This window comes from Cellvibrio sp. KY-GH-1, from assembly GCF_008806975.1.
Classification (GTDB): domain Bacteria; phylum Pseudomonadota; class Gammaproteobacteria; order Pseudomonadales; family Cellvibrionaceae; genus Cellvibrio.
Window position 1 is genome coordinate 4,862,656 of the sequence record NZ_CP031728.1, and the last position, 23,437, is coordinate 4,886,092.

General features: G+C 49.0%; 16 protein-coding genes. 7 read left to right on the top strand and 9 right to left on the bottom strand.

Annotated features, from left to right (window positions below; all coding sequences use genetic code 11):
• Positions 1–122: 122 nt before the first annotated feature.
• Both D0C16_RS20525 and D0C16_RS20530 read left to right on the top strand, forming a co-directional pair.
• A complete protein-coding gene (locus D0C16_RS20525; RefSeq protein WP_191968572.1) occupies positions 123–3,731 on the top strand; it encodes a sugar-binding protein in 3,609 nt (1,202 codons plus the stop codon).
• A 127-nt stretch (positions 3,732–3,858) separates the two neighbouring features.
• On the top strand, positions 3,859–4,875 hold the full coding sequence (locus tag D0C16_RS20530; protein ID WP_225318784.1) for a LacI family DNA-binding transcriptional regulator: 1,017 nt from the start codon (positions 3,859–3,861) through the stop codon (positions 4,873–4,875).
• Here D0C16_RS20530 and D0C16_RS20535 read toward each other — a convergent pair.
• The 9 genes from D0C16_RS20535 to D0C16_RS20575 all read right to left on the bottom strand — a co-directional run bounded on the left by D0C16_RS20535 (position 4,872) and on the right by D0C16_RS20575 (position 16,044).
• The gene (locus tag D0C16_RS20535; RefSeq protein ID WP_151034065.1) at positions 4,872–5,771 is read right to left on the bottom strand and encodes a hypothetical protein; all 900 of its coding nucleotides are present in this window, start codon (positions 5,769–5,771) and stop codon (positions 4,872–4,874) included. The genes D0C16_RS20530 and D0C16_RS20535 overlap by 4 nt on opposite strands.
• 309 nt (positions 5,772–6,080) lie before the next feature.
• Positions 6,081–6,725 (bottom strand): glutathione S-transferase family protein, encoded by a 645-nt coding sequence (locus D0C16_RS20540; RefSeq protein WP_151034066.1) that lies wholly within the window; start codon positions 6,723–6,725, stop codon positions 6,081–6,083.
• Positions 6,726–6,728: 3 nt separating this feature from the next.
• A complete protein-coding gene (locus D0C16_RS20545) occupies positions 6,729–8,600 on the bottom strand; it encodes an AAA family ATPase (protein WP_151034067.1) in 1,872 nt (623 codons plus the stop codon).
• A gap of 224 nt (positions 8,601–8,824) precedes the next feature.
• Positions 8,825–9,781 (bottom strand): galactofuranose ABC transporter, permease protein YjfF, encoded by a 957-nt coding sequence (gene yjfF, locus D0C16_RS20550; protein WP_151034068.1) that lies wholly within the window; start codon positions 9,779–9,781, stop codon positions 8,825–8,827.
• Entirely contained in the window at positions 9,774–10,814 is a 1,041-nt protein-coding gene (locus D0C16_RS20555) for an ABC transporter permease (RefSeq protein WP_225318785.1), read from the bottom strand. The genes yjfF and D0C16_RS20555 overlap by 8 nt, the downstream gene beginning before the upstream one ends.
• Positions 10,815–10,829: 15 nt before the next feature.
• Positions 10,830–12,326: a sugar ABC transporter ATP-binding protein gene (locus D0C16_RS20560; protein ID WP_151034069.1), complete on the bottom strand. Its 1,497-nt coding sequence runs from the start codon at positions 12,324–12,326 to the stop codon at positions 10,830–10,832.
• Positions 12,327–12,485: 159 nt separating this feature from the next.
• Positions 12,486–13,430, bottom strand: coding sequence for an ABC transporter substrate-binding protein (locus D0C16_RS20565; protein ID WP_151034070.1), 945 nt, complete (start codon positions 13,428–13,430; stop codon positions 12,486–12,488).
• A gap of 77 nt (positions 13,431–13,507) precedes the next feature.
• On the bottom strand, positions 13,508–14,278 hold the full coding sequence (locus D0C16_RS20570; protein ID WP_151034071.1) for an SDR family NAD(P)-dependent oxidoreductase: 771 nt from the start codon (positions 14,276–14,278) through the stop codon (positions 13,508–13,510).
• Positions 14,279–14,289: 11 nt separating this feature from the next.
• Positions 14,290–16,044, bottom strand: coding sequence for an IlvD/Edd family dehydratase (locus D0C16_RS20575; protein WP_151034072.1), 1,755 nt, complete (start codon positions 16,042–16,044; stop codon positions 14,290–14,292).
• Positions 16,045–16,337: 293 nt separating this feature from the next.
• On the opposite strand from D0C16_RS20575, the gene D0C16_RS20580 reads away from it, so the two are divergent.
• From D0C16_RS20580 to D0C16_RS20600, 5 genes are all read left to right on the top strand, one after another.
• A complete protein-coding gene (locus D0C16_RS20580; RefSeq protein WP_151034073.1) occupies positions 16,338–17,306 on the top strand; it encodes a glycoside hydrolase family 43 protein in 969 nt (322 codons plus the stop codon).
• A gap of 190 nt (positions 17,307–17,496) precedes the next feature.
• Positions 17,497–19,167, top strand: a complete 1,671-nt coding sequence (locus tag D0C16_RS20585) for a ribulokinase (RefSeq protein ID WP_151034074.1) — start codon at positions 17,497–17,499, stop codon at positions 19,165–19,167.
• A complete protein-coding gene (locus D0C16_RS20590; protein WP_151034075.1) occupies positions 19,164–19,856 on the top strand; it encodes an L-ribulose-5-phosphate 4-epimerase in 693 nt (230 codons plus the stop codon). Before D0C16_RS20585 ends, D0C16_RS20590 begins: the two co-directional genes overlap by 4 nt.
• 207 nt (positions 19,857–20,063) lie before the next feature.
• Entirely contained in the window at positions 20,064–21,566 is a 1,503-nt protein-coding gene (gene araA / locus D0C16_RS20595; RefSeq protein ID WP_151034076.1) for an L-arabinose isomerase, read from the top strand.
• Between the two features lie 241 nt (positions 21,567–21,807).
• Positions 21,808–23,394 (top strand): DUF6351 family protein, encoded by a 1,587-nt coding sequence (locus D0C16_RS20600; RefSeq protein WP_191968573.1) that lies wholly within the window; start codon positions 21,808–21,810, stop codon positions 23,392–23,394.
• Positions 23,395–23,437: the final 43 nt, after the last annotated feature.

A 23,437-nucleotide genomic window follows, 5' to 3' on the forward strand; every position in this document is an offset into this window, starting at 1 on the left:
GTGCGTTACCTAAACGCACCTGGATCCGCGATGGAATGATAAAAAAATACAAGGAACGCCGGTTTGTCTTTTTCAGGCAAGCCATTAGCACAACCACAGTAAAAAATAATGAGGACTTTGCAATGTCAAAGTATTGTTTTTCCGGCAATGCGCGCATCGCCAGCGTGTGTGCGGTCATGGGGTTATTCACACCGCTGCTCACAGTATCAACCAGTACACAGGCTCAAACCGCTGAACGCGGCGCATACCAAATGCCCTATACCCGCTATGAAGCAGATGTGGCGGCGCGCAGCAGCAATGCGCAAATAATTCAAACGACAAATTTCGATATTCAATCCACCGCGTCTGAAGCATCGCAACAGAAATATATTGCGCTGCCGGCGCAAAATGCCTATGTGGAATGGACGGCGACTACTTCGGGTAGCGGCGTGACTATGAGATACACCATGCCGGATTCAGCGACAGGTACCGGATTGAATGGTAGCGTGGATATTTATATTAACGGCCAACTTGATCAAACTGTGCCTATTACCTCTTACTGGGCATGGCAATATTTTATTAACAAAGAACCGGAAAATACACCCCATGCATTTTCTGGCACGGATTATATTGCCATGCGTTTTGATGAAACGCATTTCAAATTAAATCGCACAGTGAACGTCGGCGATAAAATTCGTATCCAGAAATCCACTAACGATACGGTGGCATACGGAATCGATTTTATCGAGCTGGAACCCGTAGCGGCACCTATTGCGAAACCAACCGGTTATGTGTCAATTGCCGATTATGGCGCAACACCTAACGATAATATTTCGGATCTGGCGGCATTTAATTCCGCTGTTGCACAAGCGGGAGCGTTGGGAACCGGTGTGTATTTGCCGCCGGGAAAGTGGGATTTCAATAATAAAGTAGTACTAAATACCAGCAACATCGGTATTAAAGGTGCCGGTATGTGGCACACCGAAGTTTATTATTCCAATCCCGCAAAATTTAGCGGCGGCATGATTGCGCGCGTGAATAATGTGGAAGTTGCCGATATTTATTTCAACACCATTAATAATCGCCGTTTCGCCAACCCCGGTGATTACATGATCTACAAAGCTTTTATGGGCACCTGGGGCAATAACTCCAAATTCACCCGTGTGTGGGCCGAGCACTTTGAAGTGGGCGCCTGGTTGGGTGGATATGACGCACCTTACCCGGTAGAAGTCACCAATAATTTAGTGATTTCACAAGCGCGTTTCCGCAACAACTATGCGGATGGAATTAACTTCTCGCAGGGTACTTCCAACTCGGTGGTAGAACACAGCAATATTCGCAACAGCGGCGATGATGGTTTGGCGATGTGGCCATCCAATAGCCCGGCCGTACCGGAAGAAATCAACAACACTTTCCGTTTTAATACGGTGGAGCATGTGTTCCGCGCCGGTGGCGTTGCTATTTTTGGTGGCAAGGATCACAAGGTTCACAATTTATTAATTCGCGATTGTTTTGGCGGCAGCGGCATTCGGTTTACGACGGATTTCCCCGGCTATACCTTTAGCCAGCAAGGACTTTATCGTATTTACGATATCGATATTAACAATTGCGGTACCAGTTACGATTTGTGGCACAGACCGCGCGGTTCGGTAGAATTCTATACTCCGAACGGCGTGAGCAATATGCAGTTCGACAATATTAAAATTACCAACTCGCAGCGTCACGGTGTGCAACTGGTTGGCAATGGTTTTAATAACATCACCTTTAATAATGTCACGCTTAATGGCACTGGTCTGGATGCATCAGTGCGCGACGTGATGATGAATTCTTATGGTGGAGTGGGGATTTGGACTGAAGCAAATTCCGGTAGTGTGACATTTAATAATGTTGCCATCAGCAATTTTGAAGATGCGGCAATTGTTAATCAAAATAACAATTTCAATTTGGTAGTGACGACTGCACCTGTACCTTTGCAGGGAATTTCTTTCGCCAATAACCAGATTACTATGGGCAACGGCAGCACCCGCACAGTGGATGTTATTTTTAATCCGCCGCAAGCGACCAATAAAAATCTAACCTGGACATCGTCAGATAATGCAGTGATTTCCATTACTGGCGCCAGTTCGGGGTCGGCGACACTCAATGCGTTGAAAGTCGGTAGCGTTACTATTACTGCGCGTTCGCAGGATGGTAATTTTACGGCGACTATGACGGCCAGTGTAACGCCTGCAGTTAGCATTGCCGCCATTAATGACACCGCCAGTGAAGCCGGCGTGGTTGCCAGTGTGCGCATTAGTGCACCACAAATTGCCAGTGCGATTAATGTGGCTTACACCATTTCCGGCTCTGCCAGTAGCGGAGACTATAGCGCGACTCCCGCGTTAACGGGTGTGGTGGCATTATCGCCGAGCAAAACCGAGCAAATTATTACTATCGCTGCAAATGACGACGCAATATTTGAAGGAAAGGAATCGCTTTTCATTACCTTGCAACCCGGCAGCGGTTATCAATTGAGCACGGCCGTATCGGCCACGGTAAATATTCTGGATAACGAATTGCCAGTCTGCACCTCACCGGCAATTGGCTTTAGCGGTAGTGCGCCGGTGGTGGACACCAGTGTTGACTCACTCTGGAATTCGGTGCCTGCACGTAACATCGATAATGTAACCCTGGGTGGTCGCCCTGCAGATTACGCTGGCAAATGGCGTGCAATCGCCACGGCGGATCGTTTGTTTTTGTTAGTAGAAGTAAATGATGTAACCAAAACCAACGATTCGGGTGCAAGCTGGTGGGAAGATGATGTGATTGAAATTTTTATCGATGGCAATAACAGCAAAGGCACCAGCTACGATGGCATCAACGATTTCCAATTGGGTTTCCGTTGGAATGATGCGGCGATTCAAGTGGGTGGCAATTCTGTGAATCGCACCAATGGAATTGTGAAATCCCATTACGCAACCGCGAGTGGCCATACATTGGAAGTTTCTATTCCCTGGGCCACTATTGGTGTAACGCCGGCGGTGGGTGATCGCATTGGTTTGGATGTTTCAGTCGATGATGATGACAACGGCGGTGCGCGCGATTCACAACTGACTTCATTTGCAACTACCGCGATGGGTTGGAGTGATCCGTCACTGTTTGGCGCTGTGTATATCACCCAGTGCGGTGGTAATTTTAGTAGCTCTTCGTCAGTTGTGCCTTCCAGCAGCTCGCGTTCATCGTCATCGGCAGCAACCTCATCCGTTGCTCCATCATCTGTCGCGCCTTCGTCCGTTACTTCATCGTCAATTGCGCCCTCATCCAGCTCGCGCAGTTCATCGAGTGTTGCACTGGGTTCCAGTAGTAGTTCTGCTGTTGGTGTTACCAGCTATCGCATTGTGAATCGCTGGCAAAATAATTATCTCTATGATGCCGGTGATTATGTGGCCTATGGCGCGACGGCTAACAGCAATGCTTACAAGTGGGTAGTGGAGGATCTGGGCAATGGCTTTATTGAATTGCGCAATTTAGCCACAGGGGATTATATGCACATCGAAAACCAGACCGGGCGCATTCAAGCCAGTGCGCGCAATACTGCTTGGGATAGCTCCAAGTGGGCAATGGAAACGGTGGATTCAGGTTTTGTGCGCTTGCGTAACCGCTGGCAGTCCAGCCAGTATATCCACGAGGAAAATTTGAACGGCAATGCCCAGCATGGGGCTATCTATCCGAGTTGGTGGAGTGCCCAGTGGAAACTGGAGCCGGCACAGTAAACATGAGCAGGTAAAGAACAGCGGGCGCGCTTTGCGCCCGTTTTCTTTTTTTAATTCGGTAAAAAGTGCTAGCCTTACCCCATTCAAGACACAGATATTCATAATTACAAAAAAACAGGCCATCACGATGATAGGAATAAAGGAAATCGCCAAAGAGGCGAAAGTCTCTCCCGCCACAGTGTCGCGTGTACTGCGCAACCCCGAATTGGTTACCGAAGCAAAACGCAATCGAGTTCTCGAAGTCGTCAAGCGCACCGGCTATACCCCCAATAGCTTGGGCGTAAGCTTGCGGATGTCCAAAACCTATAATCTGGTTGCGATAATTCCAGACGCAATTAGCGTATTTAATTATCCAGTGATTCGCGCCATTGAAGGGATTGCGTTGGAAAATGGTTATTCATTGTTGTTAGGCGATACCCAGGAAAAAGAAACCCGCGAGCGATCTTTCGCCAACATGGTTCGCTCGCGCCAAGCCGACGGCATTTTGTTATTTTGTCCGCGCTTACCCTTTGATCTTGACCCTGAGCGAACAGTGGCGGAGCAGCTGCCACCGCTGGTGAATGCCTGCGAATTGGCGGATATAGAGGGTATTCCCAGTGTGAACATTGATAACGCCGCGGCCGCCGAAGAGGGCGTAGATTATTTAATTAGTCTGGGCCATAAACGCATCGGCGTTATTGCCGGCAATATGATTACGCCCAGCAGCTTGCAACGCTTTGCAGGTTACCGGCGCGCGCTCGCCAAGGCGGGTATCGAGTTTGATGAACAGCTTCTGCAAATTGGCAACTACGCGTTAAAGGACGCGGCAGAAGCCACGCGCAAATTAGCTAGCCTTACCAATCGCCCCACAGCGATTTTTGCCTTTAGCGATGAAATGGCCATGAGCTGTATGTCCACCCTGCATAAAATGGGTTTTAAAATTCCGCAGGATTTTTCTGTGCTGGGTTTCGATAATATTCGCTATGCAGAATATTGCAGCCCGTCGTTAACAACCATCGCCCAGCCGATGACGGAAATTGGTGTGGCCTGCATGGAGTTATTATTGCCGCAATTAAATGGCGAGCCTATGCAGCCGATTAAAAGAATTTTACCGCATCAATTAATAGTGCGCGAAAGCACCGGGCTAGCGCCGCAGCTTATTTAGTTTTTTGCAGTGGGAGGAGTCTTGTTGGCGGGGGGATTTAACAGCTTCCAACTTTTTACCGCCTCATGAAAAAAACCGCATTGCTCATAGGCGCGCTGAATAATGTTTTTTTGTTCCAATATGGCGATGCCTTTTTCCAGCGCAGTAAAAATTTCCTGGCCTTGTGGATGTTTTTTGCTGACGGGCCAGTGACGGCTGCCGGGTAATGCGACTTTCACGCCGGGTATAGGCACCAGCTCCAGATTGTCCACTTGTACTTTCATCGCCGGATTGCTTTGGAATGGGGCGAGGGTTACATCAGCACGACCCGCAACGACCATGCGCACTATTTGTACCCAATAGGTGGAATAATGGATGCGCTCAATTCCCAGCGATTTTAATGCAGCGACGTCCGGTTTCCAGTGATCGTTAGATGCGGCGGTCAGTTTGCTCATTTTTTCGCGCGTAGTTGCATTGAGTGCAAGTTGATTGTTAGCGCGGGTGTAAACCCCGGCGATAAATTCCCCTTCTTTTACCAGCGCCTTGGTTTTGAATAAATGTTCGGAATAGGGCTTGATGTCCTCGCGCCACATAAGTGCGGCGGAAATAGGAACCTGACCATCGGTCAGCAATTTTAAAATACGCAGGTAACTATTTTCCGGGCGCAGTACTACTTTCCCGTTGAAGCCCCCCAAATGCAGAGCCTGCTGTAACAATACGATTTCAATCACATCGCGCCGCGCCCCCGGGCCACCAAAATAATCGATAGCAATAGGGTCGCGCTCACCAATAAATAATTGGTAATCCGCAATAATATCCTCATCCACGGCGGCGGTAATGGTGTTGCCGGCGTGGCTAAGTAGGGTTAGTAGCAGGCCGCAAACAAGCAGCCATGCCTGCACTAAAGGTTTCAACAAGCATCTCCTTGGGGATGAAGTTCTTGCTCCGTGCAAATTACTTCCAATTTACTGTGCTGTAGCGCGAACCGCTGTGGCGGGCGGTTATATAAATCATTGTTTTTAAAATTATTTAGTGACAAGCATACCTGTTTGGTCAGGTTTATTTAACTGTTTTACACGACATATCGCTGTATATCAAATAATCAATATGCCGTAACCCAGTTTAGTAGATTAATGCCTGAAGTATTGCTGAGCGGTGGCTGAGGGGAGGGGGCGAGCTAGTGGCTAGCTCTAAGCGAATACAGATTTCCTGCTGCTTTTGAGACCTCACTCTATTTCATAGATTCCCAGAAGGGTGCCTTCAATTTCACACACCTTTTTAACAGTCTCTCGCTGCGAAAAACTGCGCATAAAACGGCTTAGGTTGGTATAGGCGAGTGGCGGCTTATCAAATCCACTGGCCCAGTGCAGTAACATGAAAAGTAAAAAATCGCAGGCGCTAATTTGATTACCGAGCAAGAACTCCTTGTCGGTGAGTTCGCCGTCGATAAGACTCAAGATATCGCCAACGCGCGCTTGTTGCGTTTGTTTGATTGCCGCGTGAGTGAGCGGATCAGCGCTGTGCTTTTGCGGGTAGAAATACATCATCAGCTCAGGCTGCAAAGTCGCATTCAAATAAAACAACCATTGATAAAATTTCGCCCGCGCGAGCGTTCGTTCCGCTGGCATTAAATTTTTATCCGGGTGGCGTTCACACAGCCATAAACAAATCGCCGCGCTCTCGAAAATCGCTTCACCATCTACAACCAACGTAGGAATTCTGCCGGTAGGATTCAGCTTCAAATACTCGGGATTTTTCTGCGCCTCGGTTTTGCGATCCACCAACACCAATTCATAATCCAATCGCATCTCCGCCAACAACATATGCGGCGCCCAACTGGCATTGCGGGGGTAGTAGAAGAGTTTGTACATGAGCTAGTTTGATAACTCGCTTAACGCTAGCTGCGCGTTGGCAAGCTGCTGCACCCAAAATCCATGAAGCTTTCCATTTTTATATGAAGCAGCTTCGCCCCTGATTCTACGAACTTCCCGTTTTGCTGTTTCAGCTAAGTCTGTTATAGCCTCTATTCTTGAGGCGCTATCTACATTCCCTACTGCATTCGCTGGTATAGAGTGAGCTCTCAATCGACCATCATTCCGAGCATCCTGCATCGGATAATCGTTCGTTAGCTTAAATAACTTTTTGAACTGAATTTTGTCTAGTACTAGAAATCCATTGGGATATGCTTTTTCCCCTACAGGTATGAGTTGATCTTCAACTATTAACAGGGTTCCATCATCTCTAAGGCAGGACCTAATAATATTATTTTTGCTGAATAGGGTAAGCCAATCCTTTGGATCTATTTCATGAAATACATTGCACAAAACAATAATGTCTAGGGACTTTTGAGGTATAGATTCCAGTAAATCTTTTTCGGAATTGAAATATCGAAATCTTGCGTCTGAATATATGGAATTAATTAGTGCTTTACACTGGCTTTCATCATCGGACGGCATATCAAATGCAAAGTATTCAAGCCAGTCTGGAATTGAGGTGGTTGTTTCGATCGTTAGTTCCCGTATAGTAGATAGTAGTCTGCATTTTCCTGCCCCAAAATCTAAAACCCCCAATTTCTTTCCATCGTTTCTTAATAACTGAATTTTTTGAATTATCTGGTTTGTTTGAGGGTCGTTGGGTCCTGTGGTAAGTGTTAAAGGTGCGAACAAGCTTTCAAATGAAAAACGTTCTGTTGCCATTTGAGCTGGTAAAGATAGAAAATTAGATAGCTTAAGTATTTCTTCTTCATTTCCAAGTAACCCCTCTAAAACTCGTTCAGGAAGGTTCCCGCTGTATTTTATTTCGCCGTCTTCTACATACCAAATAAATTGTGGGTCATGGTGTGCTAAAAGATTAATAGAGTGAGTTGCAATCCATAGCTGTCCGTCTGTTAATACAGAAAGTAAATTGTCGATTACTTCGAGTAGCGCTTGGGGGTGTAAATGGTTTTCAGGTTCGTCCATGAAAATGATAAGTTCGTTCAACTTCTCTTTCTGCGAATATAATGCGATACATAGTTGTAAAATAACTTTTTGGCCGTCAGAGAGCTGTGTTTTTCCAAGAGGAAGATTGAATAGCGTGGCATCACCATTAATATCACGTTCAAGAGTTGTCTTGAGAAACAAGTCTATATAGCTTTGAAGGTTGTGATATTTTTTAATAATCTCTTCTGTCTCGGCTTTTGCAAGCGTTGAGTGCTGATGGGTGGCATTAAACCATTGATCCTGAATGTGTTGGATTTTGGCGAAAGCTGATCCGGCAGCATTTTCTATACCAGCTTCATCCATGGAGTTTGCATGGTTGATAAGCTCCCTTTTATTTAGGGCATTGCAGTCTTTTAAATTTAGGTTTTTTGGTACGAAGTCAATATATTTATAAGACTTACTGGTTTTTGAAGTTTCTAGTTGCGACCACTTAAGTCTCGCTAATATAGTTCTAAGTTGTAGCTCACTATCCTCTAGATTGGACTGTTGTCTTTCGGATAGTTTCTCTCCTCTACGTGTTAGCTGAATTTCTTGAGCCGTTAATTGTTCTCTACTTTCCTGATAGATTCCTTTGTTATGAGTGAGCTGAGTGATTTCATCTGTTGTCGGTATTTTACTAATCGTGAGTTTTATTTTTTCTAATATTCGGGATTTTCCAGCTCCATTTTTACCGGCTATCAATACTAGCTTATCAAGCTTTGACATAGAAATTGACTTTAACCCAACCTCTGGTGACTCTGGGATTGAAACTTTTGTAATTCTCATGGATGCACAATTCCCTTAGTAAAATTGTTGGAAAATTTTTTAGTGGGAAAAATTATTACGCAGGTTTTCTTCACTGCTATGTAATTTTTTCTGACCTGAATTCTAACCGATGCCAAACAAGTAGTGAGGTACTATAGGTGGGATTTGATATGGAGGCAATATTGCTGGGTGTTTGGATTTGAATGTACTCGAAGGGAGGAGATTCCCCCCCCCTCTAAAAATAATTAACGCGGGTTGGTTCTTACCAACAATTGCTGCAAAGCGATAAAGCAGAACAGCAATCCACCGATTACTATCTTCGTCCACCAGCTGCTCAGAGTGCCGTCGAAGGAGATGTAGGTTTGCACTACGCCCATAATCAATACGCCGATCAGCGTGCCGAACATATAGCCGTAGCCGCCGGTTAATAAGGTTCCGCCGATAACTACGGCGGCGATCGCATCCAGCTCTACACCGACGGCGGCGAGTGAGTAGCCGGAGAAGGTGTAGAAGGAGTAGACAATGCCCGCGAGGGTGGCGAGGAAGGCGCTGATGGCGTAGATGCGGATGGTGGTGGCTGCCAGTGGAATACCCATGAGTGCGGCTGAGTTGCTATCGCCACCAATGGCGTAGACGCGGCCGCCGAAGCGGGTGTAGTGGGCGGCGATAATCGCTACAACCAATACCAGCAAACAAATAATCGTGGAGCTGCCGATCCAGGCATCGCCAAGGATTTCAAAACCAAAGGCGGATACTGAATTGTAAAACTCGTGTTCGATAGGAATGGATTCTTCACTGATCACACTCGCCAAGCCGCGCGCGAAAAACATTCCGGCGAGGGTGACAATAAACGGCTGCATTTTGTAGTAGTGAATAATCGCGCCCATAATGGCGCCGAAGGCGGTGCCGCCAATCAATACCACCGGAAATACCACCAGCGGATGCCATTGGTATTTGCTGATCAGCACACTGCAAACGACGCCCGTCAGTGCGATCACTGCACCCACTGACAAATCTATGCCGCCAGAGAGAATCACAAAGGTCATGCCGACGGCGGCGATAATCAAAAAGGCGTTATCGCTGAGCAAATTAAAAAATACGCGCGCGCTGCCAAAACCTTCAAATTGAATGGCGCCTATGCCGAACAACAAAAAGAACAGGCTGCAGGTAACGGCGAGGGGAATAAATTTACGATTAAGCATTTTTTACCTCCTTGGCATTAGCAGTACCAGGAGTAGGCGATTTACGGAATTTCAATTGCGCCAATTGTTTTTGGAACAGCGGCGATTGCAGTAGCAGTACCAAAATAATGGCGCTGGCTTTAATCAATAAATTGAACTTAGGTGGAATGCCACTGAGGATAATAGTGACTGTTAACGTCTGAATAATCAGCGCACCTATGATTGCCAGCAGAATAGAAAAGCGGCCACCCATGAGTGACGCACCGCCAATCACCACCGCGAGAATTGCATCCAGCTCCAACCACAAACCGGCGTTGTTAGCATCGGAGCCGCGAATGTCCGCCGCCGCAATCATACCGGCGAGCGCCGCGCACAATGCGGCAACGCAGTACACACTCATCTTGATCGCTTTGGCATTCAAGCCCATGTAGTGACTCGCAGAAGGATTTGCGCCTACGGCTTCAATATACAAACCCAAAGCGGTGCGGCGAGTAAGCAATTGCACAATCGCAAAGGTAATAATCACCAGCACTACAGGGAAGGGCAGGCCGAGAAAATGACCGGTGCCTAAAAAAGCAAAACCGGTGTGATCAAAGGTGACGATTTGGCCTTCGTTAATTAATTGCGCAATACCGCGACCGGCAACCATTAAAATTAAGGTGGCAACAATCGGCTGGATGCTCATGTAACCAACGAGAAAACCATTAACGATTCCGGCAATTAAACCGGCAACCAAACCGGCGCCGATAATCAGTGCGAGATTATCCACGCCCTTGGTAATGTAATAAGCGCTTACCGCACCGGCGATAGCCATAATCGAACCGACCGACAAATCTACACCGGCGGTGGCGATCACCAGCGACATGCCGATAGCGAGTAGTGCTACTGGAGCTGCGCGGTTAAGTACGTCAATCAAGCTGCCGTAAAAGCGGCCATCTTTAAATTCAATCTGAAAAAATTCCGGTGAGATTATCGCGTTGATAATCAACAGCACCAGTAAACCGGCGCAGGGCCACAAGTAGCGGCGCAGGTTTGGGTTGTTAAGCATGTTCATGGTGTTGTGCTCTCATTAATTGGCAGCAATGGCTTGCATAATGCGTTGCGGATTAATATCGGCGGCGTCCAGTTCGGCCACTTTTTGGCGATCGCGCAGTACTACTACGCGATTGCTAAACGCCACCAGCTCTTCCAATTCCGATGAGGCGACGATTAAGGCCAGCCCTTGATCGCAGAGTTTGCGAATCAAACGAATAATTTCCGCGTGTGCACCTATATCAATACCGCGTGTTGGTTCGTCGAGAATTAACAGCGAGGGATTGGCGGCCAGCCAGCGCGCCAGAATAACTTTCTGCTGATTGCCACCGCTCAACTGCTCGATAGGTTTTTCAATATCCGAGGTGGCGATGCTCAATTCTTTTACATATTGATTGGCAATTTCTTCCTGCTCTTTACGCGAAATATATTTCCACCAGCCCTGTTTGATCTGGCGCGCGAGAATCATATTTTCGCGAATAGACAGCTGGCCGAGAATGCCGTCGTGTTTGCGATCTTCCGGGCAGAGTCCCATACCGGCGGTGATGGCATCGCGCGGCGAACTGAAGTTCACGGCTTTGCCATTAAACATCATTGTGCCGGAATGTTTTTTATCGACGCCGAAAATCAAACGGCACAATTCAGTACGGCCAGAGCCGAGCAAACCGGCGAGGCCAACCACTTCACCTTTACCGACTTGAATATCCATCGGTGAGAGCGTGGCGTTGCGCCCAATGGCTTGCGCACTTAATAAGGCTTCGCTGCCGTTGCTGCTCGCTTGCGGTTTGTGTTCACCTAATTCGGCCAATTCTTTGCCGAGCATATGGCCGATTAATTCCGCGCGCGTCAGAGTAGCTGTTTCGAATTCGCCGACTAATTGCGCGCTGCGCAATACAGTGATGCGATCGCAGACGGCGTAAACCTGATCGAGAAAGTGAGTGACGAATACAATACCGATTCCCCGCGCGCGCAAATCGCGCATGATGCGAAACAGCGATTGCACTTCTTCGGCGTCCAGACTCGCGGTAGGTTCATCGAGAATCAATACTTTCGCGGACATATCGACGCCGCGTGCAATCGCAATTAATTGCTGCACGGCGATGGAATAGCTGGATAGCGGTTGGGTTACATCTATATCCAGATCGTAACCTTTCAATAATGCCTGTGCATCACGATTCACCTTGCCCCAGTTAATTAAACCAAAGCGACGCGGCTCGCGACCGAGATAAATATTTTGCGCAACGGTCAGATTGGGCAGCAGGTTTACTTCCTGATACACAGTGCTGATTCCCATTGCCTGGGCATCGCCGGTGTTGTTGGGATGTATTGGCTGGCCTTCCAGCAATATATCGCCACCGTCGCGCTGGTAGACGCCGGTCATCACTTTAATCAGCGTGGATTTACCTGCACCATTTTCGCCGAGCAGGGCGTGGATTTCGCCCGCGCGCAGAGTGAAGTTCACGTTTTTTAAAGCGTGAACACTGGGGAATATTTTATGAATTCCCTTGAGTTGTAATACAGGGGTAGAAGTCATTATGAAACCGCTTTTGATTTTTGGTGTAGCACAGACTCTCGGGATGCTGGCGAATAAGCTTGGGAGACCATCGGAGACATGGATGTCGACGATGAGCCTACATGGAGGTATTCACGGCGAGTCTCACAAGCTTATTCGCCAGCATCTTGTACGGATGAATTATTTGCTTCCGCGCTTGGTCAATTCCGCTGCTGCATTTTCAGCGGTATAAACAGCGCCGCCCATTTTGATCCATTTATCAAATTCTTTTTTACCGCCAATGTATTCATTGATCACATCAAACGCTGGACCGCCCAGGTGCGGACTCAATTCAACAGACACGTTAATCTCGCCAGCAACAATCGCCTTCAATGCATCATCCACCGCATCCACCGATACGATCAAAATATCTTTGCCGGGTTGCAAGCCTGCTTCTTTCACCGCTTGAATTGCACCCAAGGCCATTTCATCGTTGTGCGCCCAAATCGCACAAATACCCTTGCCGCCATTTTCCGCTTTGAGCATGGTCTCCATCACTTCTTTACCCTTGGCGCGGGTAAATTCTGCGGTTTGGCTGCGCACAATTTTGGTTTCAGGAAATTTCGCAATGGTCTCGTTGAAGCCTTTCATACGACCCAGCGCCGCGCTGGAACCGACAGTGCCTTGCAATTCCAGAATGCCGCACTTGCCCGCCGTTTTTTCAGTGAGCCAGGTTGCTGCGCGTTGACCTTCTACTTCAAAGTCCGGTGCAATGCGGGTGAGATAAAGTGATGGATCCGTTACCGATACATTGCGATCCAGAATCACTACCGGAATGCGCGCGCGCTTGGCTTCCATCAATACGGGCTGCCAACCGGTTTCTACTACCGGCGCAATTAAAATCGCATCCACACGCTGCGCAATAAAACTGCGCACCGCTTTGATTTGGTTTTCCTGCTTTTGTTGCGCATCGGAAAATTTCAGGGTGATACCGCGTTTTTCCGCTTCCGCCTTCACTGATTCTGAAAAGCTGGTGCGCCAGCCGGATTCGGAACCCACTTGGGCGAAACCGACAGTGAGTGCATTGGCGGTAGCGCTGATGCCGATAGCGGCCGCTAGCGTGAGGGTGGTAAATAGGCTTTTCATGGTGAACCTCGTGATTAAAAGTGTATTTATTAAATTATTAAAACGTTAATCGATTTGCCGCCCTTGCGTGGAGTTCATCACACCCAACCGCCGTCCACAATAAAATGCTGTGCGGTGCACAAACGGCTGTCATCCGACGCAAGAAATAGCGCCATCGCACTGATGTCTTCCGGCATAACGGATTTCTTCAAGCATTGGTTTTCCAAAATACTTTTGGCCGATTTTTCCTGGGTCAGCATAGCCACTTGCCGATCAGTCATTACCCAGCCGGGCACCAGCGTATTCACGCGAATATTGTCACCGCCCATATCGCGCGCCAGTCCGCGCGTCATGCCTTCTATTGCCGCTTTGGAACTGGTGTAACCTGGCATGCCCCCTTGCGTGGCGTACCAGCTCATGGAGCCTAAATTAATTATCGAACCACCACCGAGTTCAAGCATATGCTCATAAACCGCTTGTGCCGCAAAAAAGTGATGGCGCAAATTTACCGCGAGTCGCTCGTTCCAATAATCAACTGTTACCGTGCGAAAATCGTGACGGGTATCGTTGGCGGCGTTATTAACCAATATATTGATCGGCCCCACCTCGTTGTAAATTTGTTTGATCGTCGCCTGCAAGCGCGGAATATTTAACAGATTGCAACGAAAATAGCGCGGTGGAATGTTGTCCGCGCGATGACTTAATTTTTCCACCAGTTTATGTGCATCTTCATCACGAATATCAATAAAACATACCTGCGCGCCCTGGTGGCAAAAGGCTTCCACCAAATTCGCGCCAATGCCCGAGGCGCCTCCGGTGATCAGCACTATTTTGTATTTCAAACTAGGATATTGATTGGTGAGTGTCATCGGTATCACTACTAGTGCGAATGGCCGGGAACTGCCGCGCCGCGACACCCCACCAGAAAATCAAAATCGCAGCCTTCATCCGCTTGCATCACATGCTCTATATAAAGTTGCAAATAGCCGCCGGTTTTTTTGTAAATTTTTTGTGCGCGCAATTGATCAAGGCGCGCTTGCAGCTCTGCATCGCTGACTTCCAACTGCAATGCACCTGCATCGCTGTCCAATGAAATCCAGTCGCCGTCTTGCACGGCGGCGAGCGGGCCTAATTCCATGGCTTCCGGGGCAACGTGAAGAACGACGGTACCGAAGGCGGTGCCGCTCATGCGCGCATCGGAAATGCGCAGCATATCGGTTACGCCTTGTTTTAATAGTTTCGGTGGTAACCCCATGTTGCCCACTTCGGGCATGCCCGGGTAACCCTTGGGGCCACAATTCTTGAGCACTAAAACGCTATTTGCATCAACGTCGAGTGCATCGTCCATAATGCGTTCTTTGTAGTGGTCAAAATTTTCAAACACCAGCGCGCGGCCGCGATGCTGCATCAAGTGCGGCGAAGCGGCGCTGGGTTTTAGTACCGCGCCACGCGGAGCGAGGTTGCCGCGCAAAATACAAATGCCGCCGTTGGCGCAGAGGGGATTTTCCAGTGGGCGAATTACATCATCGTTATAGCAGGGTGCTTGTGAATTGTTTTCCCACAGGGTTTTTCCATTCGCAGTCAAACAATTTTTATTTAATAAATTGGCATCGCCCAGTCGTTTTATAACTGCAGGTAAACCGCCAGCGTAGTAGAAATCTTCCATCAGGTATTGGCCAGAGGGCTGCAGATTCACCAACGTGGGAATTTGTTGGCCATAGGTCTGCCAATCATCCAGCGTTAACGGGATTTCCAGGCGCGCGGCCATGGCCTTGAGATGAATAACGGCGTTGGTGGAGCCACCGATGGCAGCGGTAGTGCGAATCGCATTAATTAAACTGTCGTGTGTGAGCAATTGCGAGATGCGCAAATCTTCTTTCACCATATCCACAATACGCATACCGGAAATATAAGCGAGAGTTTTGCGGCGCGCGTCTACCGCCGGAATCGCTGCATTTTGCGGCAGCGATAAACCGAGCGATTCCACCACACAGGCCATAGTGGAGGCGGTGCCCATGGTATTGCAGGTGCCGGTAGAGCGGGACATATCCGCCTCGGCATCCATAAATTCCTGCAGGCTAATCTTGCCGGCTTTGTAATCCTCACTCATGCGCCACACCAGCGTCCCCGAGCCCACATCTTTGCCCTTGTGTTTGCCATTGAGCATTGGGCCGCCGGTGACAACGATGGTGGGGATATCGCAGCTGGCGGCACCCATTACCAGGGCGGGGGTGGTTTTATCGCAGCCCACCAGCAGTACTACGCCATCAATAGGATTGCCGCGAATGGATTCTTCCACGTCCATGGCCGCCAGATTGCGCGTGAGCATGGCGGTAGGGCGCAGATTGGATTCGCCATTGGAAAACACCGGAAACTCTACCGGAACGCCGCCAGCTTCCAGAATGCCGCGACGTACGCTCTCCGCGAGTTCACGAAAATGACTGTTACAGGGAGTCAGCTCTGACCAGGTATTACAGATACCGATAATAGGTTTGCCCTGGAAGTGATGCTCAGGAATACCCTGATTCTTCATCCAGCTGCGATACATAAAGCCGTTTTTATCCTGGCTGCCAAACCATTGGCTGCTGCGCAGGGGCTTGTTGGTCGAGTTTTTTGTCTTATTATCCTGGCTCATGACTGGCTACATCTAAATTGGCCATTGTTATTAAAGTGATTGTTATTAAAGTCATACAATATAGGTATGATGATCTCTCGGGCAATCAATAAGCGCCTGCTTTTACGTATATTTGCGTGATTAACTTGCCGTTGGGAAAACTTTTTATCGTCTGTACTTGATTTAATTGTATTATAATATCAATATAAATCAACCCCCTCGACGAGTTGGTATCTGCGTCATCGTTGCGCGCCAAGTGACCCGCCAGATGCCGGATCAGTCGAGAGCAACAATAAGAGAGCCACGAGGTACAGATGCAGTCATTAATCAAGCCCCTGATACTTGCCCTGGGTGCTGCCTGTGCGGCGGCTCAAGCGGCCAACCCGATTTTTACCGATGTGTTTACTGCTGACCCGGCGGCGTTAGTCCATAAGGGTAAGGTCTACCTCTATGCGGGGCATGACGAGGCCAAAGACAACACCAAATTCTTTGAAATGCACGACTGGCTGGTCTGGTCATCCGCTGACATGGTCAACTGGCAGGCCCATGGCCCGCTGCTGAAAGCGAAGGATTTCAAATGGGCCCAGCGCGATGCCTGGGCCAGTCAGGTCATTGAGAAAAACGGCAAGTTCTACTGGTATGTCACCGCCCGTCACGACGAAACCAAACCTGGCTACGCCATAGGTGTGGCAGTGGGCGACAGTCCGCTCGGTCCGTTTAAGGATGCGCGCGGCACGGCTTTGATCACCAACGATATGACCACTGATACCAAGCAGGATTGGGATGATATTGACCCTTCGGTCATTACTGACGATGACGGTCAAAGCTATCTGTTCTGGGGGAATACCAAGCCGCGTTACGCCAAGCTTAACGCGAACATGATTGAGCTGGATGGCCCTATACACGCCATCACCGGCTTACCGGAATTTACCGAGGCGATGTGGGTGCACAAACATCAGGGCAACTACTATTTGTCCTTCGCTATGGGTTTTCCGGAAAAGATCGGTTACGCCATGAGCAAGAGCATCACCGGCCCTTGGGAATACCAGGGAATCCTGAATGAGGTGGCGGGCAATAGTGCGACTAACCATCAGGCGATTATTGAATTTAATAACAAGCATTACTTTATTTACCACACCGGCGCCGGGCGCCCGGACGGTGGTCAGTTCCGCCGCTCGGTGAGCATCGACGAGCTGTTCTATAGCCCGGATGGCACCATCAAACGCATCGTCATGACCAGCGAAGGCGTCTCTGCCAATAGGGCTGGAGCGGAGAAGCAGTGAGTGGGCGGGGCGTGAGTGCCAGCCCTGTAAATTAACGAAAATCTATCCCCCGTTGAGGCCAAAACCAATTGACAGGGGATAGGCTTGTTGAGAATATATTGTCATACAATATTAATATCCTCTGGTGAGGCAATATTAATAAAATAATAGTTAACCGTTTCTGTCGAGACAGTGAAAAAAGGTGAGTTTGATGACCTCTTATGCCTTGGGGCTGGATTATGGTTCTGATTCCGTCAGAGCCCTGTTAGTAGATGCCCTTACCGGCCAGGAAGTGGCAAGCAACGTGGTTTACTACCCGCGCTGGAAGAAAGGCCTGTACTGCGTGCCTGCGAAAGATCAGTTCCGTCAGCACCCGCTGGATTATCTGGAAAGTCTGGAACAGGTAGTGCAGGGCTTGTGGAAGCTGGCACCGGCGGGTGCCGCTCAGGCAGTGGTAGGTATCAGTTTTGACACCACCGGCTCTACCCCCATTGCGGTAGACGCAGACGGCGTGGCTCTGGCGCTCAAGCCGGAGTTTGCCGAAAACCCCAATGCCATGTTTGTGCTCTGGAAAGACCATACCGCCATCAAAGAAGCGCAAGAAATTACCGCTGCTGCCAACAAGGCATCAGAGAACTACCTCAAGTACGAAGGCGGAATCTATTCGTCTGAGTGGTTCTGGGCCAAAACTCTGCACGTATTGCGTGAAGATGCGGCCGTCGCTAAAGCCGCCTACCTCTGGGTAGAGCATTGCGATTGGATGTCGGCAGTACTGACCGATACCACTCATCCAAGCAAATTGCGTATGGGGCGCTGCGCTACCGGCCACAAACTCATGTGGCACGAGAGCTGGGGCGGTTATCCACCCAATGAATTTTTCGCAGGCATAGATCCATTGCTAAACGGCCTGCGCGATCGTTTGCCAGCAGAGACTTTTACTTCCGATCAGGTATGCGGCGCACTGACGGCCAAGTGGGCCGATAAGCTCGGTCTGCCAATCAATACACCAGTCGGTTTCAGCGCCTTCGACTGCCATATGGGCGCCGTAGCCGCACAAGTAAAACCCGGTGTACTCACCAAAATTATGGGCACTTCTACTTGCGACATTACTGTCGCCAGTTATGCCGATATTGGCGAGAAATGCATTGCCGGTATTTGCGGTCAGGTAGATGGTTCGGTATTGCCTGGATTTGTCGGCTTGGAAGCAGGCCAATCTGCCTTTGGCGATTTGTACGCATGGTTTAAAAATTTGGTGAATTGGCCGGTGGCTAATTTGCTCGCGTCATCGGAATTGTTGGATGAGGCCACCAAACAAAAGTTGGCTCAAGAAATTGAAGACAACACCATAGTTGCATTGAGCAAGGCCGCCAGCGCGTTGCCCTTGGCCGATGCAAATATTACTGCACTCGATTGGGTAAATGGTCGCCGCACTCCTGATGCCGACCAAACCGTTGCTATGGCAATTGCCGGATTGAAAATGGGCAGCGATGCTCCGCAAATATTCCGCGCTTTGGTTGAAGCCACTGCATTCGGTGCGCGCGCGATTATCGAGCGTTTTAAAAGCGAAGGCGTTGCGGTCTCTTCAGTTGTGGCGATTGGCGGTATCTCAAAAAAATCTGATTTCGTCATGCAAACCTGTGCTGATGCCTGGAATTGCCCAATCGAAGTGTTGGAAAGCGAACAGAGTTGTGCTTTGGGTGCGGCGATTTTTGCGGCGGTATGCGGTGGTGTATATCCCAATGTTGCGGCGGCGCAAAAAGTCATGGCTTCACGCACTTGCAAAACCTACACGCCCAACGCGCAAGCGGCAGCAATTTACGACAAACGCTATCAGCAGTATCAAGCACTCGGTAAGTTTGTCGACGGAGGTGCTCGCGCATGAGCTACACCGAATTAAAACGCGAAGTTTTCGAAGCCAATATGGAATTAAACCGCCGCAATCTGGTGGTTTATACCTGGGGCAATGTGTCGCAAATTGATCGCGCCAAAGGCGTGATTGCGATCAAGCCGAGCGGCGTTGCCTATGAAGTCATGACACCGGACGATATTGTGATTGTGGATTTGGAAAACCAAATTGTAGAGGGGAAGATGCGTCCTTCTTCCGATACCAAAACCCACACCCATTTGTATCGTCATTTTGAAACTATAGGTGGTGTGACTCACACTCACTCGACTTATGCCACTGCCTGGGCGCAAACCCAGCAGGCGATTCCCTGTTACGGCACCACTCACGCAGATTATGCGTATGGCGAAATTCCCTGCACTGCGGTGATGACCGACGAACAAATCGAGCGCGATTACGAAGAGGAAACCGGTGTGCAAATCACCGATTGCTTTAAGGATCGCAGCCCGAAAGAAGTACCTATGGTGATTGTTGCCGGTCACGCGCCTTTTACCTGGGGTAAAAACGGTGCTGATGCGGTTTACCACGCTGTGATTCTGGAAGAAATTGCGCGCATGGCTTATCTGACAAAAACCCTGCAGCCGAATACGGCCGCGTTAAAGCAGGGGATTGTGGATAAGCACTATTTGCGCAAGCACGGAAAAAATGCCTATTACGGGCAGAAGTAATTTATTTGATTGTGTAATTCGCAAGGATTGTTTGGTTTATTTTGCGACACGCCGTAAATACATCCATGTAGGCTCGTTGTCGACATCCGTGTCGCCAAACGGTCGCAAAATAAACCAAGTAATCCTTGCTCAAACCGAATGTAGGTTGTGCTGAGCGAAGCGATGCGCAACAAAAAAATTGAAAGAAATTTTTCTGAGGAAAACAAAATGAAAGTCTACGGCGATAAAGAAGTCTGGTTGGTTACCGGCTCACAAGATTTGTATGGTCCAGGCGTATTAAAGCAGGTCGCCGAGAACAGTCAAAAAATTGCTGCGGGTCTGACTGAGTCTGCCAACATCTCTATCAAGATTGTTGCGCAACCTACCGTTAAATCACCGAAAGAAATTCTGGCAGTTGCACAAGCGGCCAACAGCAACCCCAACTGCGTGGGTTTAATTCTGTGGATGCACACCTTCTCGCCCGCCAAAATGTGGATCGCTGGTTTGAGCGCACTGAGCAAGCCCTACATGCACCTGCACACTCAGTTCAACGCTGAGTTGCCGTTTGCTGAAATCAATATGCACTTTATGAACCTCAATCAATCTGCACACGGCGACCGCGAATTTGGTCACGTGAGCACCCGCTTGCGTCAAGAGCGCAAAGTGGTAGTAGGTCACTGGGCGACTGAATCAGTTCAAAAGCAAATCGACAGCTGGTGCCGCGTGGCTATGGGCTGGCATGCAAGCCAAACCCTGAAAGTGGCGCGCTTTGGCGACAACATGCGTCAGGTAGCAGTAACTGATGGCGATAAAGTATCTGCGCAAATTAAATTTGGTTACGAAGTTCACGCCTACGGCTTGGGCGATCTGCAAAAAGTAGTTGATGCAGTGACTGATGCAGAAGTTGCGGCGCAGATCGAAATCTACAAAAAAGAATACGATGTAAACCCAGGCATTTTTGATGATGAACATCAATACCAAATGCTGAAAAACGAAGCGCGTTTGGAACTGGGTATGTTGAAGTTTTTAACCGAAGGTGAGTTTGGTGCATTCACCAACTGCTTTGAAAACCTGACTGGTTTAACCAACCTGCCGGGTCTTGCAACCCAACGATTGATGGCAGCTGGTTTTGGTTATGGCGGCGAAGGCGATTGGAAAACTGCCGCTATGGTTCACATTTGCAAAGTCATGTCGAAAGGCCGCGTAGGTGGTTCATCATTTATGGAAGACTACACCTATCACTTTGGTGCGGTCGATCAAGTGCTGGGTGCGCACATGCTGGAAGTTTGTCCTTCTATTGCTGCTGCCAAACCAAAATTGGAAGTACACCTGCACACCATCGGTTGCCGCAACGACATTGCGCGTTTGATTTTCACCGGCAAGGCCGGCCCTGCGCTGTGTATTTCCCTGATCGATATAGGCACGCGTTTCCGCTTCATCATCAACGAAGTGGACACCGTAAATCCACCACAAGAATTGCCGAAGTTGCCGGTGGCTAAAGCCCTGTGGGAACCGCGTCCAAATCTGGAAATTTCGGCGGCGGCCTGGATTCAAGCCGGTGGTGCCCACCACAGCGCCTACACTCAAGGTGTGACTGCGGATGAGATAGTTGATTACGCCGAAATGGCGGGCGTAGAAGCGGTTGTGATTGGTGCAGATACCACTGTGCGCAATTTCAAAACCGAGTTGCGTCACAATGCCGCTTTCTATCATTTGAAAGACGGTGTGTAAGCATTTGAAAGAGGGTGTGTAAGCACCTGAAGGAGAGAGCGTAAACTTATCACGGAACGCGTGTAAGAAATTTAACGTAAGCGGGTAATAAATAACTTGCCGCGTTTTATTTTTTACACGCTCGCTAGCTCGTCACAGGGAAGAGATGAGCTACCCTCTGATTTCAAAATATCCCGGCAATAAAAAAGCAAGGTCCCAGTCGCAGCCTGATTTTCGGGCATGCATCCCTCGGAGAAATTCAATGCAAAATATAATAAAAACAGTTTTGGTGTGTTCAGTGGTTGTACTGTCTTCATTCAGTGTTGCCGGTGAAAAAAAGCCCCTGGTGGCCGCCGAAAAAGCCTGCGCCACCTTGATAAAGTTTGCCGGCGAAGATCATGCACTCGTTATCAAGAGTGCAAAGCTGGTGCCCGCAGGCCCGGTACCACAAGTGCCTTATCAGCGTCCCTATGCGGGGACTCTGGAACCTTATTGCCGCATCGATGGAGTGATGGATGAGCGCATTGGTGAGGGCGGAAAAAATTACGCAATAGGTTTTGCTATCGCCATGCCCAAACAGTGGAATGGTCGCTTGATGATGCAAGGTGGCGGTGGGCTTAACGGTGTCGTCGCCGAGCCATTAGGTAGCAGTGCTGCTGGCAATATGACGGCATTGCAGCGTGGTTTTGCAGTAGTGACAACCGATTCCGGGCATCAAAGTTCCCAGGGATTTGATGCGAGTTTTTTTAGCGATCAGGAAGCGGTACTGAATTTTTTATATCAATCCACTGGCAAGGTGGCGATGGCGGCGAAAAAAATCGTCGCTCAGCATTACCAAAGCGCTATCGAACATTCTTATTACATGGGCTGCTCCACCGGTGGACGCGAAGCCATGATTATGTCGCAGCGCTATCCGCGTTTGTTTGACGGCATAGTGGCTGGCGCTCCGGCCATGCGCACCAGTTTTTCCAACCTCGCCGATAAATGGGTAATGGTTTCGCTCGCGAAAGTAGCGCCCAAAGATGAGCAGGGGCATCCGATTGTTGCGCAAGCCTTGAGCGAACAGGATAAAACCATCGTGATGGATGCATTATTAAAACAATGCGATGCATTGGATGGCGTTGCCGACAAAATGATTTCTAATGTGCGCGGCTGTAATTTTGATCCTATGTCCGTCGCCTGCAGTGCAAATAAATCCCAAGCGTGCATTAGTCCGGAAAAAGCCAAGGCAATTCAAGTGGGTTTTGCCGGGCCGAAAAATTCGCTCGGTGTGCAGGTGTATCCCGGTTTTTGGTTTGATACCGGCATCACTGAAACCCAGGGCCTGCCCGGATTATTAAATCCCGGTTTTCACCCGGTCGTAGGGAAAATTACCAGCACCGAAATGAATGTGGATCAAGAAGCGCTAGCTGCCTCGACTCCCGCCGCATTTGTGGGTGATTCTGCCTATTGGACACTGCTTAACACCTTCTCCAACAATGGTGGAAAATTAATTTTTTATCACGGCGTAAGTGATCCCTGGTTTTCAGCGCAAGAGACTGCGCGCTATTACGATCAGCTGGTGAAGGACAATGGTGGCGCTGCAAAAGTCAGCCAATGGAGCCGCTTGTTTCTGGTGCCGGGCATGGGCCACTGCGGTGGCGGCTCAGCGGCGCTGGATTATTTTGACATGATCGATCCGATTGTGGATTGGGTAGAACAGGGTAAAGCGCCTGAGCAAGTGATGGTCACCGGCGCGGCCTTCCCCAATCGCAGCCGTCCACTCTGCCCTTATCCGGCCTTCGCGCACTACACGGGAAAAGGGGATACGGAAAAAGCCGACAATTTTGTGTGTAAAGTGCCAGAGTAAATTTTGGGTATCGGTTGCTTACCGGTTTGTGCTCTAATTTTAG